15 protein-coding genes are annotated in these 17,769 nt (G+C 48.0%); 2 read left to right on the top strand and 13 right to left on the bottom strand.

Translation table 11 applies throughout. The features are described 5' to 3' along the window. Positions 1 to 374: 374 nt before the first annotated feature. The 9 genes from CHI14_RS01795 to CHI14_RS01755 form a co-directional block, all read right to left on the bottom strand. Positions 375 to 1,577, bottom strand: coding sequence for an MFS transporter (locus tag CHI14_RS01795; protein WP_095286719.1), 1,203 nt, complete (start codon positions 1,575 to 1,577; stop codon positions 375 to 377). Positions 1,578 to 1,655: 78 nt separating this feature from the next. After that, entirely contained in the window at positions 1,656 to 2,870 is a 1,215-nt protein-coding gene (locus tag CHI14_RS01790; RefSeq protein ID WP_095286718.1) for a M24 family metallopeptidase, read from the bottom strand. An 18-nt stretch (positions 2,871 to 2,888) separates the two neighbouring features. Further along, positions 2,889 to 3,692, bottom strand: a complete 804-nt coding sequence (locus CHI14_RS01785; protein ID WP_249280965.1) for an ABC transporter permease — start codon at positions 3,690 to 3,692, stop codon at positions 2,889 to 2,891. A gap of 10 nt (positions 3,693 to 3,702) precedes the next feature. After that, positions 3,703 to 4,620, bottom strand: coding sequence for an ABC transporter permease (locus tag CHI14_RS01780; RefSeq protein WP_095286716.1), 918 nt, complete (start codon positions 4,618 to 4,620; stop codon positions 3,703 to 3,705). Continuing rightward, positions 4,617 to 5,735: an ABC transporter ATP-binding protein gene (locus CHI14_RS01775; protein ID WP_095286715.1), complete on the bottom strand. Its 1,119-nt coding sequence runs from the start codon at positions 5,733 to 5,735 to the stop codon at positions 4,617 to 4,619. The genes CHI14_RS01780 and CHI14_RS01775 overlap by 4 nt, the downstream gene beginning before the upstream one ends. A 57-nt stretch (positions 5,736 to 5,792) precedes the next feature. Next, the gene (locus CHI14_RS01770; RefSeq protein WP_095286714.1) at positions 5,793 to 6,929 is read right to left on the bottom strand and encodes an ABC transporter substrate-binding protein; all 1,137 of its coding nucleotides are present in this window, start codon (positions 6,927 to 6,929) and stop codon (positions 5,793 to 5,795) included. A gap of 59 nt (positions 6,930 to 6,988) precedes the next feature. Next, positions 6,989 to 8,977 (bottom strand): hydantoinase B/oxoprolinase family protein, encoded by a 1,989-nt coding sequence (locus CHI14_RS01765; RefSeq protein ID WP_095286713.1) that lies wholly within the window; start codon positions 8,975 to 8,977, stop codon positions 6,989 to 6,991. Next, positions 8,974 to 11,019, bottom strand: a complete 2,046-nt coding sequence (locus CHI14_RS01760; RefSeq protein ID WP_095286712.1) for a hydantoinase/oxoprolinase family protein — start codon at positions 11,017 to 11,019, stop codon at positions 8,974 to 8,976. The genes CHI14_RS01765 and CHI14_RS01760 overlap by 4 nt, the downstream gene beginning before the upstream one ends. A 15-nt stretch (positions 11,020 to 11,034) precedes the next feature. Beyond that, positions 11,035 to 11,787, bottom strand: a complete 753-nt coding sequence (locus tag CHI14_RS01755; RefSeq protein ID WP_095286711.1) for an FCD domain-containing protein — start codon at positions 11,785 to 11,787, stop codon at positions 11,035 to 11,037. A gap of 212 nt (positions 11,788 to 11,999) precedes the next feature. Between CHI14_RS01755 and CHI14_RS01750 the strand changes: the two genes are divergently transcribed. Then, on the top strand, positions 12,000 to 12,908 hold the full coding sequence (locus CHI14_RS01750; protein WP_095286710.1) for a LysR family transcriptional regulator: 909 nt from the start codon (positions 12,000 to 12,002) through the stop codon (positions 12,906 to 12,908). 52 nt (positions 12,909 to 12,960) lie between these two features. Here CHI14_RS01750 and CHI14_RS01745 read toward each other — a convergent pair whose 3' ends face one another. The 3 genes from CHI14_RS01745 to CHI14_RS01735 all read right to left on the bottom strand — a co-directional run bounded on the left by CHI14_RS01745 (position 12,961) and on the right by CHI14_RS01735 (position 16,276). Continuing rightward, positions 12,961 to 14,139: an MFS transporter gene (locus tag CHI14_RS01745; RefSeq protein ID WP_095286709.1), complete on the bottom strand. Its 1,179-nt coding sequence runs from the start codon at positions 14,137 to 14,139 to the stop codon at positions 12,961 to 12,963. 537 nt (positions 14,140 to 14,676) lie between these two features. Next, positions 14,677 to 15,555 (bottom strand): EamA family transporter RarD, encoded by an 879-nt coding sequence (gene rarD / locus CHI14_RS01740; RefSeq protein ID WP_095286708.1) that lies wholly within the window; start codon positions 15,553 to 15,555, stop codon positions 14,677 to 14,679. A gap of 181 nt (positions 15,556 to 15,736) precedes the next feature. After that, a complete protein-coding gene (locus tag CHI14_RS01735; protein ID WP_095286707.1) occupies positions 15,737 to 16,276 on the bottom strand; it encodes a hypothetical protein in 540 nt (179 codons plus the stop codon). 286 nt (positions 16,277 to 16,562) lie between these two features. Here CHI14_RS01735 and CHI14_RS01730 point away from each other — a divergent pair, with 286 nt between their 5' ends. Next, positions 16,563 to 16,964: a VOC family protein gene (locus CHI14_RS01730; protein WP_095286706.1), complete on the top strand. Its 402-nt coding sequence runs from the start codon at positions 16,563 to 16,565 to the stop codon at positions 16,962 to 16,964. An 85-nt stretch (positions 16,965 to 17,049) separates the two neighbouring features. Here the strand turns inward: CHI14_RS01730 and CHI14_RS01725 are convergent, their stop codons facing one another. Beyond that, entirely contained in the window at positions 17,050 to 17,700 is a 651-nt protein-coding gene (locus tag CHI14_RS01725) for a GntR family transcriptional regulator (protein WP_095286705.1), read from the bottom strand. Between the last annotated feature and the right edge of the window lie 69 nt (positions 17,701 to 17,769).

The raw sequence follows: 17,769 nt of genomic DNA, 5'->3' as shown, positions 1-17,769 counted from the left end.
CATTTCTCCTCGTTCTGGTTGATTAATGAATATTCATTCTTTCTGAAGGCATATCTACTGCACGGATCTAATGATACGCTCGACAATTCGATGTGTAACTAGCAGAGAGCGACAACAAACTAGCAGATCACGCCTTTCTCGAATGATACGTTCCAGAAAACAACCCAGGAGATTTTGGGACTGAATCCACTTGTTTACAGACAAAGATTTCAAATCAAAAAACCGTTGATCTTGAGATCAACGGTTCAAATATAATATTTAGATTCTCATAAAGGATATGTTCTTCAAGAATCTATTAAACACCCTTCATAACCGAATCACTATGGATTTCATTTGTGAATGGTGTTCTGATCTTTGACATTTCAAGTTGTCTTTCAGTAGATCGGAGTGCCGGTCGTCTGTTGTTTTTGCCCAATCAGGAGAAAACGGCACAGTGCAAAGCCTGCCGCCGCGTACGCGCCGATCATGCCTACAATGCCAATCCATCCAAAATGGCTGTACAGATATCCCCCGCCAGTTCCACTGACACTGGAACCAACATAATAAAAGAATAAATACAGGGCATTGGCCTGCGACTTATGATGTGCCGCAACAAGACCGACCCAGCTGCTGGCGATGGAATGTCCACCAAAGAAGCCGAAGGCGAACAAACCGAGACCCACAATTTTGATCCACAATGCCGGATGCATGGTGCAGATGGCACCCGCCAGAATGATCGCAATGGTAATGCTAAGTACATGGGACCGTCCATAACGGTCGGCAAGCCTGCCCATCCAGGTACTGCTGACTGTGCCCATAAGATACACGACGAAAAGACTTCCTACCAAGGATTGGCTGAGATAATACGGAGCACCGGTCAGTTCAAAACCGATGTAATTAAACAGCGTCACAAAGCCCCCCATTAGTAAAAAGCCCAGCCCATACAAACTGAGGAGCCGCGGGTTTCTGCATTGTGACCATAGAAGAGGCAGTGCCTTGGTTATTCCTGGAGAAGTCTTAATAAAATTCCTTGATGCCGGAATGACCAACCAGAAAACAACAGCCGCACATAGGCCGAGCACACCGATAAATCCGATGGCAGCTCGCCAACTGAACCAGTCCGTGATAACCCCACTTATGAAACGTCCTGCCAGCCCCCCGATTGAATTGCCACTGATGTACAGCCCCATGGCGTACCCTAAACTACCGGGTTCAATTTCTTCCGATAAATACGTCATCGCCGTGGCAGGCAGACCTGCAAGTGCCACGCCTTGCAAGACGCGGAGCAGCAACAAGTCAGCATACCCTTGGCTGAATGCGCTCAGAATAGCGATGATGGAAGACAGCACCAAGGACGCCGTCATAATAAATCGCCGCCCAAGGGCATCAGAAAGTGTGCCGATAAACAACATGGTGATAGCCATGGCCACCGTTGAAACGGAAAGCGTCAGGCTCGATTGGGCCGGAGTAATGTCAAAGGCAGCACTAATCTCCGGCATAAGAGGTTGGAGACTGTATAACAACGCAAACGTAACGAATCCTGCGGCAAACAACGCAAGGCTAATGTTTCGAAACGTCTTGGTTCCCTGCTGAATCATTGAAATTCCAACTTTCTCGGCAGGAAAGCTCCTGATCGGCAGCTGCCTGATCGCTTGCTCGAAGCCTTCCGGGATTCGTTATTTAATGAATAATTTGCGCTCCATATGCGTCAGAAACTCATATCCGTCTGGCGTCACGACAACCGTATCTTCGATTTGGAAGCCGCCTGCGCCAAGCTCGTAATAAGGGACTTCGACGCAAAGAACCATACCAGGCTCCAGTATGTGCTGGTCACCCGGGGAAATGGTCAAGTCATCATACAGCTCGAGGCCGATCGCATGGCCCACATGCTGTCTCCGGTAGTGAGGGATGCCTTCCTGCTGTACGCGGGATACCGCCGCATGAAATACATCCGACGCTCTGACACCAGGTCGTACGGTTTCTAGGGCAGTTTCCCAACCGCTCTTCACTGCATGAAAATGTTTTTTCATCCAGGCCGTTGGTTCACCCGCAACGACGGTACGGCCCGTATCCCCCCAGTACCCGTCCAACTGCATGCATAAATCGAAGCGGATCTGGTCTCCCTGCTCAATCGTGTGGAAATAATTTTCGATCAGTGGCAGAGCACTGCGCGGTCCTGCTCCCACGGCTGTCATCGCTGGCGTACCGCCTGCACGCATCACGGCGATCCGATAATGATCGGCGAGTTCCTTTTCGTGCACACCTGCCGCGATAAGATGAATCAGCTCCTGCTCGATCCGTTCATTGACCTCTGCCGCGCGGCGCAGCCGTTCAATTTCAAATGGTGTTTTGACTAGTCGGATATGCCGGAACAATTTATAAGCAGGTACAACAGCACCATTTGGCAATGCATCCTGGACCCGTGCCATAATATCCGGCGCAATCCGCATTTCGTCGATGCCAATAGGCTGGTTCTCGATGCCAAGGTGTTTCAACGCAGCAAACAGGGCATCTGCTGCCCCTTGGTGAATCACGGTCGTTTGCAGCAATGAATAGAACAGATCGATATCTGCAGTGGATGGTTTGCCTTCAATCGTTCCCTCAACGAAGAAATCGCTATAAGCAAAAATATCAACGTTGGTGATACCAAACTGAGCAACGACGCCCAGACGATTCGTCGGAATGACAATGCACGGCCTTGCAGAACGGTCAGCGGGTAGTATGGCATAGATCTGCATCGTCCAATTGCTGGCACGCAATTGCGATCCGATGACATAATGGATGTTTTCCGGCGTCGTTGCGATCAGGGCTTGTAGTCCCTTCGCTTTCATTACTTCATCTGCACGGTCCCTGTTTAAGCCTGAAGCTTCGGATGGTTGCTGTGAATTCATGTTTTCGATTCCTCCCTTTTATTTTTTTCGGCTTCCAAACCATCCTTCGAATCCCGGAATGGAGCGAAGCACCAGCTTGATGGCCAAGAATAGTGCCAAGGCACCAACAATCAATACAACCGAAACGGCTGCGATCGTTGGATCCTGCCACTTCTCCATATAGAGGAATAGCTGAATCGGCAGTGTATAGCTGTCCTGACGAAGAAGCAGCAATGCAGCTTCGACCTGATCAAACGTAAATACAAAGGCGATCGATCCGGACAACAACATAGCGAATTTGAGCTGAGGCAGCGTAATGGTAAAAAAGATGCGCCAAGGGCTTGCCCCCAGATCCGCCGCTGCCTCCCGATGGACCGGCTTCAGATTGGCCAATGCACTGCCCACGATGGTGAGTACAAACGGCATTACAATGACGGCTTCTCCTAGTACAAGTCCAAACAATCCGCCTGCGATGTGCATTTTGGAGAACAGGATCAGATATGCGATACCCAATGTGATTTTGGGCATGACCATGGGCGATACAAAGAAAGCTCGGAGCAGCCCCGCACCCGGAAAAGGATACTGCACAATGGCTACCGCAGCGAGCGTCCCCGTCACCAATGCCAAAATGACAGCTCCTGCTGAAGCAATCAAGCTGTTCTTGAAAGCATCAAGAAACTGCGTTTGTTCCTTCAGGTTGGCGTACCATTCCAATGTGAACCCTTGAGGCGGAAATTTGCTTGCTGAACCCGAGCCTATGGAAGTGAATGCAATCATTAATAATGGAAGCAGCAAGTATATGGCGACCGCTCCAACGAACACCGTGAGAAGCCATTTTGTCATACGTCCCGATTTAACCATGTGCACGTCCCCCTTCCCGGGAACGGCGGAACATAAGCCACTCCGCTCCTTTGTTGACCAGCAGCGACACCACGACGGACGACACCAGCAGGAACAAGCTAGCCACTGCCGCCATCGGCCAGTTGGTGTCCAGTGTTCGCTGGTAGATGAAGACCGGCAGCGTCATTACCCTTCCCCCGCCGATTAGCTGAGGGGTCGTGAACGCCGTCAGGCACAAGGTAAATACGATTTGGATTCCGCTTGCAATACCTCTGGCCGACAACGGCAATGTTATCGTAAAAAAGGTCCGCCAGCTTCCGGCTCCGAGATCATGTGCAGCTGCTTTGAGTGAAGCATCACTCTGTGAGAGCACGTTCAGAATCGGAAAGACCATAAACGGCAGGAAGATGTGTACGAGTGCAATGACTACGCCAGTCTCGTTGTTCATCATATTGAAACCTTCCTCGGTCAAACCCAGATGAATGAACAGCCAATTCATGAAACCCTGCTTGGACAGAAGCAGCTGCCAGCCATAGGAACGCACGACCGCACTCACGAGCAGAGGCAGAAACGTTAGCAGCAGCAAAAACTGCTTCCATCCCGGCTTCTTCAAGCCCGCGATGCAATATGCAAGCGGATAAGCGAGCAGCAGGCTCCACGCAGTTACCTTGAACGCAATGCGGAACGTATTTCCGATCAGTTTCCAATAATATGGGTCCGTCAGAAAAGCTCTGTATGTGCTCCAGTCCCAGCCGCGAACCAGTTTGCCATTGTCGTATATGTCGAAGCTGTATCTTCCGAATATCAGCAGTCCGCCGAGATACACGATGCCCATCAATAGCAGCGCGGGCAAAAGCAGAAGCAATTGGGTCGTCCATTTGCGATTGCCGGACGAGTATACATCGACGACCTTGTCGGTAATCCGGCTCATGATGCCGCACCCGTGCCTGAGTCTGCGAGCAGCAGAGCATCATCTGGGTCAAAACCCAGCTGGACAGATTCGCCCTGGGAATATCGCGTTCCTCCGCGCTGATGCGGTACACTCGCCTGAATGCGAAGATGATCCAGCGTTTCGATGACATAACGGATACTTGCCCCGCCATATACACTCTCAATAACGCGACCTTGCAACTGGTTTGCACATTGGGCCGCCTCTTCCCCTAGACGAATATACTCGTAACGGATCGATAAGGAATGTTTCGCCCCTGGCCGAAATGAAGCAGGTTCTTCATTGCTTCCGGCGAGCAGCGAATGTCCCAGAATGCTTACACGTATTCCATTGGAATCCGGCTCGACAACCGAAACGTCCAAAAGGTTGGTATCCCCGATGAACTTGGCTACAAAGCTGTCGGCAGGTCTTTCATAAATTTCATCCGGCGTTGCGTATTGAAGCAGCCGACCTGCACGCATAACGCCGATGCGGTCAGACATGTTCATCGCTTCGCTCTGGTCGTGTGTGACGAAGATGAAGGTACCGCCGAATTCACGCTGGATGCGTTTCAACTCCCGCTGCATATCAAGACGCAGCTGCATGTCCAGCGCGGAGAGCGGTTCATCCAGCAGCAGCACTTCCGGTTTGTTGATTAATGCTCTCGCAATCGCTACACGCTGTGCCTGTCCGCCAGATAGCTGAGACACGGCCCTTCTGCTGTAGTCACCAAGTTGTACGAGTTCCAGCATCTCATGGACCTGGCGTTTGATCTCTGCTTTTGGGGTCTTTTTCACCTTGAGTCCATAAGCGATGTTGTTAAATACATCCATATGCGGAAACAGTGCCAACTGCTGGAAAATCATATTGCTGTTCCGACCGTATGCCGGGACACCTGTGACATCTTGCCCACCGAGCAGGATGATTCCGTCGTCGGGTTGTTCGAGCCCGCCCAGCATTCGAAGCAGCGTCGTTTTGCCGCAACCGCTCGGACCGAGAAGGGAGACGAACTCTCCCTTGTTGACCTGAAGCGTGACTTGATCGACGGCAGCCCGTCCGCCATAGATTTTCGTAACATGCTTTGCCTCAATCGAGACGGATTGGTGCACATTGCTCATCTCGGATCCTCCTATTCCTGCCTGGTAATCATTTCGTCTATGTTCCAGGCGACCATGTTATTGAAGATTGGTTTTCACGAGACGATCCCAGAGGTCCTTCCATGCAGAGCTGTTCCGAGCGAGTACGTCCCAATCCGGATTGATGCCACCGCTCTGGGTCTCAACAGAGAACGATGGATCATCCTTGTATTTATCCGGTACAGCAGCGGCTGTGCTGGTCACTGGTGTTCCGGTTGCTTCGGCGTAACGTGTCAGCGCGTCTGCACTCAGCAGCTCGTTGATAATTTCGTTGGCCACACGTGTTTGTTCGGGTGTTGAACCTTTAACGACCTGAAGCGAGTACGGAAACGAGATTGCCCCTTCTTCCGGGTAGGCTACAGCCAGCGGTGAACCGCCATCAATCCAGGTTTGAGCGACTTGCGCACTGAATGGTGCAATGAGGGCATCACCGGATTCGAGCAATGCTTTCAACTGGTCGTTGGATGTAACGAGCGTGCCGACTTGATCACTGTGGTCAGCCCAGTATTGAAATGCAGGTTCAGGATTGTCGTAAGATGCGCCGATCTCCTCACCTTTGGTTGCAATCAGAGGTGAAATATAGGAATAGAACATGTAATCCCATAATGCCGTTTTGCCTTTGAACTGCACGTTATCCCACAGATCATTCCAACTGGTTGGCGGCGTAGTTACCAGATCTTTGTTGTAAACCAGGCCGAAGCTGGATACGCCCCATACGACGCCCTTGTTGTCAGGCTGGTGAAATTGTTCAGGAATGTCCTTGATGTTTGTTACGATGCTGGTATCCAGCGGCTCCCACATGTCATCGTTTACGCCTTTGGCTGTGGCATCTGCATTAAAGTAACCGAAGTTGACGACAGGATTGTTCGGATCGGCTTGTTTGCCCGCTACCATTTTGGGATACATGATTGCATTGGAGGATTCCTCGAAAGTAACTTCAACGTTAGGGTGTTCCTTGACATATTCCGCAACCACTTCTTTAGGTACGACGTCCTGATTGGAGCCTGCCCAGATAAACATGGTCAGCTTGATTTTGTCGCCGCTGCTATCCGAAGTGCCCCCATTCTCTGAAGCGGTTCCCGAGCTGCTAGCTCCGCCGCAGGCTGAAAGAATAAGTGAAGCAGTCAGCGTTAAAGAGGCCAAGCTGAAAAAACGTTTGCGCTTTGATTTAAACATACGAACTCCCCCATAAGATTAGTTGGTTTAATACCCATACACGTTCACATTTTGCAGGCTTACGTGCGACCTGTTCCCTGCAGTCCGATGCTGTTCCTTAATCCGCTCACGGTGGAGGCAATTTCCTCTGTTCTCACGGACAGGCCATCAGCATGCCTTTGCTCCAAGATATCCATCGTACGGCGTTTCAGGTAATCCCGAAGAGCAATCGGATATTCCTTTAACGCTTGTCCCAACGTCAGCTGCATCTCATCGCTCCAGATGGCTTCGAATTGGTCTCGGGTTGGACCATAACTGAAATCTTCCACATTGATCTGCTTAGTCGCCCGGAGTGATTGCGTTTCAGACTCGTCAACATTCGTACCCTTCACCACGACGCCATAAAGTTCACGTGCTTTTGCCATGGAAAGCAAACCGCTTCGAACGTCTGCGAGCACAGACTGGACATTTCGGTTTAACGGATCTCCATATCCTCCTCCTCCTTGGGACAGGAAGGTCACCGTATCCCCAGGTTGCAGCAGCAGTTCGTCTATTCGGCCAAGGTCTCTCTCATCGGGAAACCCCTCATTCAGAATTGCCTCTCCATGCGTTCCGACATCGCCGCCCATTCGGCCCCAAGGCTGAAATTCCATGCGCTCCATGTTGCGTGCCGTCATGACCGTGTCAGGTGTGACGATTCTAACCCGCAGGGCGATCCCGCTTCCGCCTCGATATTCCCCGGCGCCCGCGGAGTCTTCGCGAAGCCCGTAATGCTCAATGAGGACCGGCATCTCGGCCTCCACCGTTTCTGCCGGAATGTTGCGCAGATGACCAACAGCGAAATCCATACCGTCAATTCCGTCTTTCATTGGTCTAGCTCCGGAACCACCGCAGATCGGCTGGATGACCCCAACCTTTTTCTTTCCGTCATTTGCATCCGTCATTGCCATCATGACGATACAAGCTTGTCCTGCTCCGGCCGCAGGCACTTTACTGGCCTCGGCTTTGCTAAGAGCACCCGTGATCACGTCCATCAGACGAATAAACGTGGCTGCACGTGCACCGACAGCGGCCATCGGTTCCGGATTCAGCACCGAGGCTGGTGGCGCGTAATTGCTCACCATGCGAATCATGCCGGAGTTCCATGGAATTGTCGGGTCCAGGGTGCGGAAATAGCGAATCAACGCAGGTACTAGCATGTAGTGGCCTTGCTGATTATGCGTCGGAATATTGAACGAAGCCCGGACCTGAGGGTCGGTGCCGCTGAAATCGAGATGAATGTTGCTATCTTCGATTGTCATTTTGCATCGTAAACGGATTGGATATCCTCCGGGTCCCTTTTCGAGATAATCCCAGAAATCGTAAGCTCCATCCGGAATTTCACGAACGATGGCCCGAGCCTTCATTTCGGCATATTCGAGTAATTGCTCGATGCCCTGCTCAATCCGTTCTGCGCCATAACGCGCGATCAGTTCGGCAAGTCGCTGTTCACCCCGATTTAAGGCAGCCATCAGCGCCTTGAGATCCCCGAGGTTTTGCTCTGGAATCCGGCTGTTATCCAGAAACATTCGCATAACCTGCTCGTTCAACACGCCTGCTTCATATAACTTGACCGGTGCGATGCGTATGCCTTCCATATGTATATCGTATGCACTTGGAGAGACACTTCCAGGTACCTTACCGCCAACATCGGATGAGTGTACGAAACACATCCCATAAGCAATAATGCGCCCCTCGTGGAAATAAGGTTTAATCAGATGAATGTCGGGCAGATGGGTTACCATGCCTTGGGTCGCATAAGGATCATTGCAGATGACCAAGTCCCCTTCCTGCCAATACTCAATGCTGCGTATCGTCGCTTCTGCAGGAATACCGAGCGAAAGGTTATACCCTGTTTCCAGAGGTGAACCAAACGTCTCTCCTGAAGGAGACAACAGATAAGTACCGAAATCACCGGTTTCTTTGACAAAAGCAGTAAATCCCGTTCGTAGAACGACGTTTGCCATCTCTTCTACAGCCGCTTGAATTCGATTGTTGAAAATTTCCAGAAATACCTTGTCCGCGATCATTCGGTCACCTCTCCGATCAGATTGCCATGCGCATCCCTTCTTACGTTATAACCTGGAGGAACAAAAATGGTCGTATCGTATTCCTCCACGATGACTGGGCCCGGAATACTTGCTTCGAGCGGGATCTCATCTCTAGTTAGCACTTTCGCCGTTCTCTGCGCATGATCAAACGTTATCGTTCGTTCCTCTGCTCCTCCCCCATGACTGCCTTGGGCATACGAATCCACACTTCCATGGCTTGGTACGATGCCGACAATTGTCGCCCGAAGGCTGATAAACATCACTTCGGATTCCGGCTGGCTGATTCCGAACACATTATGATAGAACGCATGGAACTTCTCCTTGGCCTGTTCAGGATCGGCAATCTCCTCCCGCGTTAGTGCAATCTCCAGATCAAAAGCCTGTCCTTCGTATCGCATATCGGCACTATAAAGACAGTAGACGCTCTCGAGTTCAACACCGCCCCGTGCCTCTACCTCTACCCAGCTTCGTCCCTGCTGCTCCAGATCTGCATAAAAGGAGGCTAATTCTCCACTGGCTAATGCATGGCTGCTCTTGTGCAGTGATAGGACAAAGTCGTTTCGGAGATTTGCCACCGTGCAACCCATGGCACAAAGTGTTCCAGGAGCAGGTGGCACAAGTACACGTCGGATCCCAACTTCCCGGGCCATTAGAAACGCATGCATTGGTCCCGCTCCTCCGTAAGCCAGCAGTGTGAAATCACGCGGATCAACACCCTTACGAGCCATTAGAGGCGAAAATTGGGCGTACATGTTCGCCGTGGCCACATCCAGAATCGCTTGTGCGGTCTGTGACGCATTAAGTCCCAGCTTCGTGCCGACCGTGTTCAGTGCACGTTCTGCGAGCTCTGGATAGAGTCTCATCTGACCACCAAGGAAACGATCTTCCTGCAAAATGCCAAGCTGTAGGTAAGCATCCGTCGTTGTCGGTTCCTCGCCACCACGGCCGTAACACGCTGGTCCCGGATAGGCCCCGGCGCTGCGCGGCCCAACCTTGAGTACACCGACGCTGTCCAGCCATGCAACCGATCCGCCTCCAGCGCCGATCGCCGTAACGTCAACCGCTGGCAGAATCACCGGAAAATCACCGACTTTGTTTTCCGTGGAATACGCCGGCTCCTTGTCAATTAAAGCCACATCCACACTTGTACCGCCCATGTCAAACGTGATGACTTGATCAATGCCGGCCTTACGGGCAATATGTGTCGCTGCAATGACACCTGAAGCCGGGCCCGAAAGCAGGGTACGGACAGGTTCACTCGCGGCGCTTGCCGCTGTCATAATGCCACCGTTGGACATCGTTGAGAGCAGGTTTGCTTTTAAACCGTACTGATGAATGCCTTCCTGGAGCCTCACAAAGTACGAACCCATGCGTTCTCCCACATATGCATTCATGGCCGTTGCGAGTGTCCGCTCGAATTCACGCTGCTGCGGCCAGATGGCACTACTGCGGCAAATGAACAACTGCGGATGCCGTTCCCTGATGATCTCTTCGGCTTCCTTCTCATGAGCAGGGTTAGCATAAGAATGCATGAAGCTGATCGCCAGTGCGGTAATGCCCTCGTCCACCAATTCATCAACCGCCTGCACCAACTGATCTTTGTTGAGTGGTTGCAGCACGTCTCCACTAGCTAGGGCCCGTTCTTCAATTTCTTTGACAAGATATCTCGGTACGAGCGCCTCCGTTTTATCACCATACAGGTTCGTCGTATCCTCCAGGCGAAGTCTTCGAATTTCAAGAATGTCCCGAAAGCCCTGGGTTACGATCAACCCGGTTACAGCTCCATTGCGTTCGATCAACGTGTTCACACCAAGCGTCGTGCCATGTACGAACAAGTCGATATCGCCAATGTCCACACCTTGTTCCTGGAGCTGATCCAATGCATTAAAAATAGCCCGTTCTGGCGCTTCTGCGATGGATGGCGTTTTCAGTGCAGCCACCATCCTGCCTTGCCGATCCGTCACCAGCGCGTCCGTGAACGTGCCTCCGATGTCGATACCCAAGCGATAGTTTTTGTCCACAAGTTCATCTCCTTTTTAACGCGCTTCCTCGATGTTTAGCATCTGGTTTTTTATAGCAAAATAACGTTTGACATCTTCGATCATCTGATTGATATGATTGACCATGGCCGCTTCGGCATCTTCCGGGGACCGTGATATGATGGCATCCAGGATCTGACGATGATCAACCACCAATTCACTCCCAACAGTGCGCCGAATATACGCAGTCTCCAGGAAGTCTCTGCTGGTGTCCCATACCAATTCCACGGCATGGCGCAAAAACTGGTTCTGGGCTGCAAAGGCGAGTAACCGGTGGAATTCCCGATCTTCCTCATAAGGTATGATATTTTGCTCCAATTTCCGATGCTGCTCCTGAATGGATTGTTCGAGCAGATGGATATATTCTTTTGTGGCATGCTCCGCTGCCAACGAAGCAATCTCCCGTTCAAGCGCTTTTCGTGCAACGAGAATGTCAAGAAGCGCCTTTTCCCCAGAATGGTTCAGCGTCTGCATCAGGCGTGAGTTAGCATTTTTCTGCTGCAGCTCCCGTTCAATTAACTTCAGCCGTTCTGAACCCGCTTCGGTCAAAATACGACCTTTCCTGCCTTCCAGCGCCGTGTACCCTTCAACGTCCATCTCCATTAGCCGTCTGCCTATAGTTGCCTGGCTTAATCCGTATTTTTTGCCTAACGTATGAACGAGCGTACTTGCACCGATAGGAGCAGTTGCATCCTGAAGCTGCTTCAGCAGGTCGTACTCCAATTCCAATTCATATAACTCTGGAGCCACATGTTCCCCTCCTATATATGTAAGTTTCACTTTCTTGTTACTCACTGATGATTAACGTAATAAACAGAAGTATAACTTCTATCAAACATAATATCAATCATTCGGACCAAATTAGTATGAATTGATTTTTTAAATGACAATTTATCTGATAAGATCATGGATAGGCTCCAAACGTAAACAACCATCTATATTTTTTGAAAGGAGGAGAATTATTGGATGTTCGAGTGCTTCGATACTTTCTTGCTATTGCACGAGAGGGAAATATGACGAAGGCTGCACATCTTTTGCACCTGACTCAACCAACACTTTCTAGGCAGATCAAAGAGCTGGAACTAGAATTGGGAAAGAAATTATTTGTTAGAAGCAGCCACAATATCGTCCTTACGGAAGAGGGATTGCTTTTGCGAAAAAGAGCAGAAGAAATTGTGGACATGATGGAGAAACTGGAATCGGAATTTCAATCCATGGAAGAAACCGTTCGGGGAGATGTATATATTGGTGGCGGTGAAACTGATGCAATGAAGCAAATTGCACGCCTCGTTAGGAATATACAAGAACAATTTCCCGAGATTCGATATCATCTCTATAGTGGTAATGAAGACGATGTTACGGAGAGATTGGATAAAGGTTTACTAGACTTTGGAATTTTAATTCAACCTGCTGACTTGTCTAAATACAACTATGTAAATATTCCAGCCAAAGATGTTTGGGGGGTGATCATGAGAAAAGACAGTCCCTTGGCTAAGAAAACACAAATTCAAGTGAACGATCTATTAGACCTCCCTCTTATTTGTTCAAGGCAGGCCATAAAACAGACCTTTTCCAAAAATGAGTTTTGTAACTGGTTTGGTGAACATTTTGAAAAGTTAAACGTAGTGAGCACATTTAATCTTGCCTATAACGCAGCGATCATGGTCGAAGAAGGTGTAGGTTATGCGATAACACTTCATAAGATTGTCAATACCTCACCCGATAGCAACCTTTGCTTTAGACCGTTGGAGCCCAAGCTGGAATCGGGTTTGAGTATTGTTTGGAGAAAGAATCAATTATTTTCTGCTGCTGCTGAGAGATTTCTCGAAGAAATTCAGGCAAACCTTCAGAGTCCTAATCTCGTGACTTAAAATAAAAATAACCCCCTCTTTGGAACATAAAGAATTCCATGAGGGGATTTATTTATGAGGACGCCGTCCATTTTTTGGCTGAATTATTCAGGTAGCTTCTGATCAAAAGCATAATCAAACTTAATACAACGCTGAAAATACCGACTAATATAACATATTCCACCCCCATAGTGGAGATTAGTAAGCCTCCAAAGGCTGATCCTACTGTTGTACCCACGTTGCAGGAGGTCACAAATAATCCATTAGCAAAGTCAGGAGCATCCCCTGCCACGGATGAAATCAGATACTGATTCAGATTGGCCATGATTCCCCCGGCCAAAACTCCCCACAAAATCGTCAGAAGCGTCACAGGTACTCTGTGCTCTCCAATTGCAAAAAATACAATATAAACAATACCCAACAAGAGTGGAAACATAATGATAGACTTCGCGGGATAATCCGTAAGTACCTTCCCAGCAATGATGTTGCCTAGCATGTTGGCTCCTCCGAACAGAAGTAGTGTCATGCTGGTCCATTGTGGTGACATATGAGTCACAGCGTATAAATATTCTGTCACATAACTGTACACTCCAAAGACAGATGCATTTAATAATAAAACTGCGATCATGGATATCCATAATACCGGTCTTTTAAGTACCGAAAATTGGGCGCCATACGACAGTTTTTCCTTTACGGGCATGGATGGGACAAATAGCAGCGTTGCGACAAACACAATGATGTTGACGATCGCGATGAATGTCATAGCCATTTCATAAGAAAAGGTATTATCGATAAAACTTACGATGGGCACACCAACTACCATACCTGCTGAAACTCCAATGAAAACCTTGGCGACTGCTTTGGGAGCTTCTTCTTGACTGACAGATGATCCAGCCACGGTGAAAGCCAAAGACATATAGATTGGATGAAAAAGAGCTGGAATAATCCGTGCGATGAGCAGAACTGTGAAGCTGGTGGTAAAGATGGAAACCACATTTCCAACAACGAAAATGCCTAATACAAGCAGCATTACTTTTCGTCGATCCAGTCCGGAGAATACCAATGGTAGAATCGGACCCGAGACAGCAATCCCCAGAGCGAACAGGCTTACTAGTAATCCGGCTTGTGTAACTGTCACATTAAAGTTCTGAGCAATGGTAGGCAGTATGCCTATAACCCCCATCTCCGTGTTTAGGATACCAAAGACGCCTACTGTCAGAATAAATATTAATAATTTCTTACTGGTTAGCAAAAAAACATCTCCTGTCGTGAAGTATATAGGATGATCTGAACGACTATTTACAGTTCAGTTGAGATAAGGAGTTTAACAATAAGAAATCTCTAACTTAGTCTAAAAGATTATTTTCATGAATTTACATAAAACATTATTTTCTTCTTTCATCTTTGAACTCAAAAACGGCATTGGGATTGTTTCTTCTCCCAACGGGGCACTTATTACAGCCTGTGAATAACATCAACAAGCTAATTTGGCTTTTTAACATGAATATGTTTCTTATTGGATCTTCGGTGCACTCGAATGATCGGATCTCCTATACCTTTATTGTATGACGTATTTCACATATTTCAATTACCTATAACCGATATCATGAAATGCCTATAAGGCATTTCTAAACCAAAATGATTAAACCATGTTGGACATTCTATCGTACGAATCACTCATTTGCGTTGTTCATGATGGTTTGGATATTTAAATTAATAAAACAGCAAAGGGGCATTACTATCCATTGGATAGTAATGCCCCAGATGACAAAACCGATCTACCCTGCCGTCAGCTCGCTTTCACGAGTTTCGTACCACGAACTGATGATATCGCATATACGATCAGTGAAGTCCAGATCAACGCGAACCCAACAAGGAGAACCGGCGATACGGATTCCTTAAATACAAATATGCTTAGGAACAGCATGATGGTTGGCCCGATGTATTGCACGAATCCGAGTGTGGACAGCGACATCCGTGCAGCAGCACGCGCAAAAAATAACAGCGGCAGCGCCGTTACCACACCAGAAAGAAGCAGTCCGATGAACATCGACGAAGACAGCGTCCATGCAGTCGATTCTCCTACGACCGCCAAATAGATCCAGTAGCCCAGTGCGATGGGAAGGACTACTGCCGTCTCCGATAGTAAGCCTACAGAAGCGTCTTGCACCGTCTTTTTCTTCGCAAGACCGTACAAGCCAAACGATGCAGCCAGCGAGATTGCGACCCACGGAAAACGACCATAGTCGATGGCGATAATGAGTACCGCGGCACCAGCGATAGCAATGGCGAGCCACTGCCCGCGGTTTGGCTTCTCATGAAGGAAAACAACGGCTAGCAGTACGTTTAGCAGTGGGTTCAAATAGTAACCAAGACTTGTCTCAACAACGTGTCCATTGTTGACCGCCCAGATGAAAATAAGCCAATTCACTGCAATCAACAGTCCACTTGTGGCGAGCGATAGCAGCTGTGACCGATTAGCAGCAATCCGCTTCATATCACCCCAGCGGCGCTGGACAGCCACGAGAATCCCCATGAAGACAAACGACCAGACGACACGGTGTGATAGAATCTCGCCTGCTGGCACATCGTTGAACAATTTCCAATAGAGTGGGAGAACCCCCCACATGATATAAGCAATGATAGCGTTGACTAACCCGTTGTTCATGAATCCAATTCTCCTCTTCTCTCTCTGATGTCTGAACGGATTATACGCCTTGATCCTAACCTAAGTAAAGGAAATAATCTGACATGCAGCAGACCAGGCTCTTATCCGACTGCGTTATTTAAGAGAGAAGGTTTCCCGCTTCAGAAGAAATATTATCCCGTTTCATTACCAGCTTATTGAATCAGATCTTACTCGAATCAATGTATCTTGCTTTTCCGCCGAATATTTTATCTGCAATGAAGTTCCCCTCTTTGCTAAAGGCTCTTATAGTCCAGGTATCCGCTGAGTATCCATCCAACACAAACAGGACATAGTTATCATGAACCTCTTTTAGATGGTAGTCACCTGGGTTTTCTTTCACATTCTCAAGAGATAATTCATAGGTTTCTGTGGGCAACACATCTTCCATGTGATTTCCAAGTGCAATATATTTGATATTTGAATCTTTCGCTGTTTTTATCGCAACCAAGAAGTGTTTCTCATCACCTATTCCAGCAGCTTCAAACGGTTTACCTTCCTCGATCCAATGACCAGTTGTACTTCCGCCATAACGGTACAGGACATTAAACTCTTTTTTCAAATGAGTAACCCCAAATGTCTTATCTTGGTTATCTTCAAACAACACCGCTTTTCCATAATCGTTGATTTCTTCGGAGCGCACAACTTCTACATCGCCTGGTATTGCATTCGTTTCAGTGAAATGTAATCCTTCTAAGGCCATAACCAGTATAACTCCCACCAACAATAGGCACGTAATAGCTATGAAATTTTTTCATGACCTTCCCTCCAGTTATCTTGCAAAGAACATTTCAAAAAAGCAACCGATTGTCAGCCAGCTGCTCACATGAAATGTTGCTGAATCATTAATAATACGATAAGTGAAAAAATACAGCTTGTTTTATCGCTCCCCCCTTACTTTACCACACCCTTCCAATTCATGCTGTCTTGGGCAGCAGCAGTAGAGTATAGTAGAATTAGTTAAAAATATATTCCAGGAGGCTACTGCCATGTCACAGGATATCTGGATTAACCTGCCGGTCAAAGACGTTGAGAAATCTACTTCCTTTTTCAACGAGATTGGATTCCATGCGGTGAGCGTTGATAGCGAAAGAGCCAAGCTTACCATCGGCCAAACCACAATTTTGCTGTTCCCGGATGCAGCGTTTGAGAAATTTACAGGTTCAACCATCGCAGATACTTCTCATAGCGCAGAAGTCATATTTTCAATTGGTGCAAATAGCAGAGAAGAAGTTGATGCTTTTATTCAGAAAGTTGAAGTTGCCGGAGGAAGTATTTTTGGCAAACCAGGTGAACATGATGGCTGGATGTACGGCGCAGGATTTGCAGACCTGGACGGTCACCGGTGGAACCTGTTGTACATGGATGAGAGCAAAATGCCGAAACGCTAATTAAAAAACGCCGGTAACCTTCTGAAGGTCACCGGCGTTTTAGTTTAGTTATAACCTCTTCACTCTTCTTTTACCCTCTTGTTTCTTACTGATTACTCATGACATGAAGATAAAAGTTCAGATCGTTCTCCAGATGCTTTTTCATCAACTCTTCGGCTTTCTCGCCTTCTCTGGACTTGATTGCATTATAGATTTCTTCATGCTCATCAATAAGATGAGGACGATTATAGATGACAACGGTTTTCCTGAACAGATAAATAATAGCCTGCATCCGGTCTATAATATCGATCATGAGCGGATTATTACTCGCTTTTACAATGTCATTATGGAAGCTTTCATTCGCGGACATAATCTCATCTTTGGTCCCCGATCTCCCGATTTCCACATACTTGTACAGTTCCTCAATCTCATTGTCTTTCAGGAAATTTGCCGCGCATTTAGCTGAATACCCTTCCAACAATATCCGAACATTGAACAAATTGCGCAAATCCTTTTCCGTTGGCTTAACCACTTTCTTTTGAACAATTAATCCTTCGTTCTCCAGTTTTCGTATGGAATCCCTTATGGGCGTTCTGCTAACTCCAAGCTCTGCCGCTAGTTTCTCTTCAACGATCTTTGTACCGCTAGGAAGCTCACCGTTTAAGATCTTGTCTCGGAGAATTTCGTAACACTGATGATACGCCGGTCGTGAGCTATTATTGTCATGCACTAACTTCACCTCAGTTTCATTTCTCATATTAAATATAGTACCAAATTATGTTCATAAAATCATTCGAATAAACGATTCCAGGCAATAAAAGTATAC

Source organism: Paenibacillus sp. 7516, assembly GCF_002272715.1.
GTDB lineage: Bacteria > Bacillota > Bacilli > Paenibacillales > Paenibacillaceae > Paenibacillus > Paenibacillus illinoisensis_A.
This window is presented reverse-complemented; position numbering and strand designations above follow the sequence as displayed.